Source organism: Methylobacterium sp. E-046 (assembly GCF_022829625.1).
Taxonomy (GTDB): Bacteria; Pseudomonadota; Alphaproteobacteria; order Rhizobiales; family Beijerinckiaceae; genus Methylobacterium; species Methylobacterium longum.
Genome location: NZ_JAKSYP010000007.1, coordinates 1 through 857 on the forward strand (window position 1 = coordinate 1; position 857 = coordinate 857).

General features: G+C 63.0%; 1 protein-coding gene. It reads right to left on the reverse strand.

Translation table 11 applies throughout. From position 1 onward, the window contains the following. The coding region (locus tag MKK82_RS00075; protein WP_243984163.1) for a PAS domain-containing protein at nucleotides 1-545 on the reverse strand (545 nt) is incomplete at its 3' end. Between the last annotated feature and the right edge of the window lie 312 nt (nucleotides 546-857).

The following is an 857-nucleotide window of genomic DNA, read 5'->3' on the forward strand; positions in this document are numbered from 1 at the left end:
GCCTGCAGCAACGGACGAAGCCGGGCGGCGCTGTCGTCGTCGAGCTGATGCATGTGCTCCCAGAGCTTGAGGGCACCCTCGGCCATGTGATCTATGGCTGAGCCCGCTGCATCGCGCACCGCTAGGTAGCGTGACGGTCCATCGACATGACCATCAGCCCGCGTGTCGGTCACGTCGATGACGATCCCGCGCCCGCGCATCCGCCCGTCTGTGCCTCGCTCGTAATGTCCGCGCACCAACACCCAGCGCACCACGTCGGGTGCTGGCATGATACGGTGCTCCCACACGAACAGGCCGCCCTCCTCGCGCACGCTACGACGCAGCTCCGGGTCGCGGGCGACTTCATCCGGATGGAAGATCGAGAAGAGCTGCGCGCGCGAGATGCCGTCGGTGATCTCCGCCTCGGACAATCCGTACATCCGGCCCATGACCGCATCGCCGCGAATGCGATCCGTGCTGATATCCTCCTCCCACAAGCCGATGCTGAGAGTGGTCAGCGGCAGCGAAGCCGACGACACGATGCTGTTCGATGATCGACGCGGCATGCACCGTCCAAGCCTTTTTGCAACATAGGTAGGGATTTGCAGCACAACTTTCCGTCGATCTGCAACTGCGATATACAATCGCACGGTCACAATCACGGTAGGTCTAAGATGGCCGAACTCGACAAAGGCGACGGCCGAGACATCCGTCTTCCCTCAGTAGATAGGGTTGCACAGGCACGCGAGCGCGAGCGCAAGCTGCGGACGTTGAGGCGCCTCAGCGAAGCCCTTGGCAGGCCGGTCGAGGACTTCTTCAAGACCGGCGCCGGTGCTGATGCCACCGAGGGCAAGGTAGACGGCGCAAGAGGGAAGTAG